Annotated in this window: 6 protein-coding genes (1 of these 6 running past the window's edge); all 6 read right to left on the bottom strand. The window is 36.1% G+C overall.

The features are described 5' to 3' along the window. The coding region (locus EDM02_RS02440; protein WP_148053559.1) for a contractile injection system tape measure protein at positions 1 to 1995 on the bottom strand (1995 nt) is incomplete at its 3' end. A gap of 12 nt (positions 1996 to 2007) precedes the next feature. Beyond that, positions 2008 to 2544 carry a DNA-3-methyladenine glycosylase gene (locus EDM02_RS02435; protein ID WP_123662203.1) on the bottom strand — a complete coding sequence of 179 codons (537 nt, stop codon included), beginning with the start codon at positions 2542 to 2544 and terminating at the stop codon, positions 2008 to 2010. A gap of 138 nt (positions 2545 to 2682) precedes the next feature. After that, positions 2683 to 2826 (bottom strand): hypothetical protein, encoded by a 144-nt coding sequence (locus tag EDM02_RS05660; protein ID WP_184891099.1) that lies wholly within the window; start codon positions 2824 to 2826, stop codon positions 2683 to 2685. 507 nt (positions 2827 to 3333) lie between these two features. Continuing rightward, a complete protein-coding gene (locus EDM02_RS02425; RefSeq protein WP_123662781.1) occupies positions 3334 to 3948 on the bottom strand; it encodes a PD-(D/E)XK nuclease domain-containing protein in 615 nt (204 codons plus the stop codon). A gap of 2 nt (positions 3949 to 3950) precedes the next feature. After that, entirely contained in the window at positions 3951 to 4499 is a 549-nt protein-coding gene (locus EDM02_RS06145) for a PD-(D/E)XK nuclease domain-containing protein (protein ID WP_221179595.1), read from the bottom strand. Between the two features lie 19 nt (positions 4500 to 4518). Next, a protein-coding gene (locus EDM02_RS05800; RefSeq protein ID WP_221179594.1) for an AAA family ATPase crosses the window boundary here: on the bottom strand, positions 4519 to 5620 show its 3' portion. It continues 1055 nt past the right edge of the window; 1102 of the gene's 2157 nt are visible here — the last part of the coding sequence; its start codon lies beyond the right edge, outside the window; its stop codon occupies positions 4519 to 4521.

The following is a 5620-nucleotide window of genomic DNA, read 5'->3' as shown; positions in this document are numbered from 1 at the left end:
ATCAGCTGTATGTTTTTTTGCTATGTTTTCTCTTTCTAGATGGTATTGATCAGCTGTATGTTTTTTTGCTATATTTTCTCTTTCTAGCTCGTATTGATCAGCTGTATGTTTTTTTGCTATGTTTTCTCTTTCTAGATAGTATTGATCAGCTGTATAGTTTTTTGCTATATTTTCTCTTTCTAGATGGTATTGATCAGCTGTATAGTTTTTTGCTATATTTTCTCTTTCTAGCTCGTATTGATCAGCTGTATGGTTTTTTTCAGTGTGCTCTCTTTCTAGATGGTATTGATCAGCTGTATGGTTTTTTTTAGATATAGCAACAGTTTGTTCAAGAATATTTGTGTGGCTTTTTTCTATTTGGGTAAGGTCAGACCTATCTGCTTTATCTGGATGCAGATAAGGGATGCATGTATTCCATATTTGTTGGTTTTCTGCTATTACTATGCTTTTGTCTATTAGGAAATTTGGCATATCATTTTGCAGAGTTTTTGTTTGCGTAAAAACTGATGCAGCTGTGGGAGCTATTTTTTGTACGGATACCAGTTGAGCCATTATGGCGTTCACCGCTGGAGTTCCTTCTGAAAAATATTGGTTGAATAGCGATGTAATCTGTTTAAAATAAATTATTTTGGATGGTTCAAAAGCATAATAAGCTAAGGTAGCTTCTTTAACAGAATCATTAAGCGCTACAGTAGAAGCAGAAGTAGTCTCTCCCCATATCTGGGTAAGTGTGGAAAATATAGAGGCAACAGAAGAATCTAGTGGTTGTATCAATGAAATAAAAAGCGTATCAGGGAGCTTTTTGACCAATCGTTCTCTGTTCTTTTTTTCTCTAAGCCAGCTTTTTATTAGGATTCGTATACCTATTGTATCCATTGCTGCTTTGATACGGTTAATGGTTTCTAATAGCTGATGGGGTGTCATGGTACTATTATCTATTTTATCTAGTTCCTTTAGTACAGTTTCCTGATTTTTGACATCTTTATTACAGAATTTAGGTGGAGTTATGGTCATGTCATGCAATTGGAGTACCCATTCTTTGGTTGTTATTGCTTGTGATGAGCTAGCATACTGGGTTGCAGTTTGTGTATAATAGGTTTGTAACTTTTCTAAGATTTTTTTATAGCTTATGGATGTTTTTGCGGCTACCTGCTTGAGTAACATGGTCAAAAAACTGATGCGATCTATTGTAGGCCTCTGGTGATTGATCATGCCCAATAGCGCTATTGAGAGCAATTGCCGTTGCGGTGTGTAGGGTGAATTGGTTAAAATTCCTGTTTTGTGCAATAAAAATCCTATTTCTGATAGAATAGGGGTAAAGTTTTGCTGTCTTAATAAGAGATGGAGGGTATTTTCTACAGTAGTTCCGGAAAAATGTGCAATACAGCGTTGAATAGCCTTCTCCTTTTTTTTAATATTATGCCAAAGTTGTTCTATGCGTAAGGGCGCATTATGTAGTAACCATATATATATCTTTTCAATCTGATTATCAGAATGTTCTGTCATCCACCAGGCAAAATTACCCTCCGATAAATAGTATGCTATAGCTTGCAGTTTTGCTTCTAGTAGTGGTATTACCTGATGGACGTTAGGATTATGCATAATCTTGTCGATCTGTTTTTGTAATACAGGTAGTAAGGCAGATGCTATCTGATAAGGTAGCTGACTGCTAAGATTAGATACGTTCAATTTACCTCCATCTACGGTAAGCTTGTCTATATGAATCACTACATCTTGCGGAACATATTGGGAAAAGAGCTTGGATAATAGAGGTATAAGTTGTTGTTCAACCGTTCTATTGACTGCATACTGTAATGCTCTATTTTGATCATGGCTTTTTTCAGTAGTCACTTCAATGCGACTACGTAAAATAACATGATGATTATGTATAGGCATACGCATCGCTATTGGCGTTATAATAATTTTGATATGGTAACCAATGATGTCTAAAAAGACATCATTCTTAATGGTAGAAAAATTTTTAAGGATATCCAATTAAACTTACGTTTAGTAGGAAAATGGCGTGGTTGTGCTAAAATCTTTATCCGTAATAATATAGCGCCACATTTTATCTAATCCTTTAGAAAGACCTATTCTAGGTGTGGATCTATAGGGTAATTGATAGCCTATATCTTTAATATATAATGTATTTGACAAAGTTATATCGATGGCATTATACGTTAAATCAATACCTAACAATCGACAAATTTTACCTGGACCATTTATATATGTGTAGGGAGGATGGATGAGTTTTATGCCTCTAATAAGCGTAGCAGCTGGAAAATTTAATGCTTCCGTAACGATATTGAAACAGTGATACTTACCATATATTAAAAATACATAGCTGAACCCAGCTAACCCAAACATAATTTTTGTTCTTTTAGTAATGCCTTTGGCAGCATGGCAAGCAGGATCATTCATACCAATGTAGCTTTCTGTTTCAGTAATAATACCTTGGAAATTATTACAACATATTACTTTACCAATTAAATTAGTACTTACTGTGTTGGTATCTTGTAAGAAAAATGCTCTATTTAAGATCATGTTAGGGGCATGTAAGCTTGAGGGTAATTAAGTAAAAAATTTGTATAATTAGAAATTTGTTATAGTCAGATTTGTTTAGTGGGCTTGAAAACACTTTTTTTATATAAAAAACCCCCATTATTCCGCTTATAAGATCTATTACCTGTACGCATTTACCTCATCCACCCGATAAGCTAAGGTTACTTCTTTGCCACAAAAAGCTAACGCAATGCTGGTAATCTTTCTTACATGAGGATAGGTTTTTACCTTAGTATGGTATTGTTTAGCGATGATTTGGGCCAAACCTGCTTGGGCTACNCATTTAAAGTGGTTATGGGTCGAAGAAAATACAGTTAAAAAAGCTAAAAATGAGGGTAAAGAGGAAGGTATCCAAATAGGAAAAGAGGAAGGTATCCAAATAGGAGAAACCCAAAAAGCTATGGCTATAGCCCAAAATTTGCTTCAAGAAAAGCTACCTATTGCCTATATAGCCAAGGTTACTGGTTTAACCATTAAGCAAGTAGAACAGTTATACACTGTAAGCCTTTAGGATAATAAAATCGTATCCGTTCAGGGGTATGGCAGACATATTTTATAGATTATAGCAATCAAAGCTACTTTTTTTGCTTGATCAAAAAAAGTAGCCAAAAAAAATCAAGCGCTGGTGAACAAAGCTGTTGAAAATTTCAGCTTTGTTCAAGGCGCGTTTTTATGATCTTGCATTATTGTACTATTGCTAATTATTGTACTATTTCTAATGGGTACAAACAGGGATACGCATAGGCCATATCACTGAACGGATACAAACATCTATTCCCTGTACGCATTTACCTCATCCACCCGATAAGCTAAAGTTACTTCTTTGCCACAAAAAGCTAACGCAATGCTGGTAATCTTTCTTACATGAGGATAGGTTTTTACCTTAGTATGGTATTGTTTAGCGATGATTTGGGCCAAACCTGCTTGAGCTACCGCATCCAAGTTTTCTAACGTTTTAGTTGTTTTATATTCTATGATCAGTGCATTATCATTCCTACCTACTTGAGGTATTAAAAGCATATCTGCCCGACCACTGCCTGTTTCCCTTTCACTTTCTATGCTATAGTCAGCACACAACATATGTAACATGCCCAACATAAAGCCACTGTAAAATAGTTCTGCTTTGGTGCTTCCTGTTTGGAAAAAACTGGTAGCACGATACAGCAATGTTTGCAATTGCTCCTTAAAGGTCTCTATATGGCCAGCTGGTAATAAGTGAACAAAGGAATAGTATTTAGAGCTGTCTATGTTTAATTGGTCGGTAACCCACTGCAATACTCTTGTTTCATAGATATATTTTACTTCTTGATTGGGAATAGATAGACCATAAATATGGCGTTCTGCGGATACCACAGTGGGATTTAAATAACCACTAAATAACAACAAACTCAATAAGCCAACTGGTTTGTTAATATCGGAGAAACTAATTTGCNATCATTCCTACCTACTTGAGGTATTAAAAGCATATCTGCCCGACCACTGCCTGTTTCCCTTTCACTTTCTATGCTATAGTCAGCACACAACATATGTAACATGCCCAACATAAAGCCACTGTAAAATAGTTCTGCTTTGGTGCTTCCTGTTTGGAAAAAACTGGTAGTACGATACAGTAATGTTTGCAATTGCTCCTTAAAGGTCTCTATATGGCCAGCTGGTAATAAGTGAACAAAGGAATAGTATTTAGAGCTGTCTATGTTTAATTGGTCGGTAACCCACTGCAATACTCTTGTTTCATAGATATATTTTACTTCTTGATTGGGAATAGATAGACCATAAATATGGCGTTCTGCGGATACCACAGTGGGATTTAAATAACCACTAAATAACAACAAACTCAATAAGCCAACTGGTTTGTTAATATCGGAGAAACTAATTTGCTTGGTAATGGGAGAAGTGACGGTTTGACCTTGAACCAGACATTGCCAATCTGCTTGCATTTGGTCAGCCAATAGCGCTTTATCTACTANTATCTACTAAACTGGTGCCACCACTGTCTAACCAATAGTAGTCAAGCAAGCCTTCACTAGCTAGACATTGCATCATAGACCAAGGATTGTAAATTACCTCACCCCCAAAAGTATAGCCATTATACCAATCTTTGATTTTTGCTGGTTCTGTTTGGGTAGGCACCTTACTAAGCAAGTCATCTACTTCGCTTTGCGTAAAACCATAAAATTGTGTGAAGNACAACATATGTAACATGCCCAACATAAAGCCACTGTAAAATAGTTCTGCTTTGGTGCTTCCTGTTTGGAAAAAACTGGTAGCACGATACAGCAATGTTTGCAATTGCTCCTTAAAGGTCTCTATATGGCCAGCTGGTAATAAGTGAACAAAGGAATAGTATTTAGAGCTGTCTATGTTTAATTGGTCGGTAACCCACTGCAATACTCTTGTTTCATAGATATATTTTACTTCTTGATTGGGAATAGATAGACCATAAATATGGCGTTCTGCGGATACCACAGTGGGATTTAAATAACCACTAAATAACAACAAACTCAATAAGCCAACTGGTTTGTTAATATCGGAGAAACTAATTTGCTTGGTAATGGGAGAAGTGACGGTTTGACCTTGAACCAGACATTGCCAATCTGCTTGCATTTGGTCAGCCAATAGCGCTTTATCTACTAAACCGGTACCACCACTGTCTAACCAATAGTAGTCTAATGTACCTTGACTGGCTAGGCATTGCATAATCGACCAGGGATTGTAAATAATTTCCCCTCCAAAGGAGTAGCCATTGTACCAATCTTTGATTTTTGCTGGTTCCGTTTGGGTAGCTACCTTACTAAGCAAGTCATCTACCTCGCTTTGCGTAAAACCATAAAATTGTGTGAAGTTTTTATCCAACAACGTATATTCCCGTACATTATTGAGATCTGAAAAGAGATTGGCTTTGGCTATGCGTAATATGCCTGTGATAACGCCTTTTTCTAAATAGGGATTGCTTTTTAAGGCGCTACCAAAAATTCCACGGAATAGTTCTAAAATTTCTTCAAAGGATTCATTTTGATTACCAAATTTAATATATGAACTGTTGATAGGGGTATCGTAT

The organism is Candidatus Cardinium hertigii (assembly GCF_003788695.1).
This window is presented reverse-complemented; position numbering and strand designations above follow the sequence as displayed.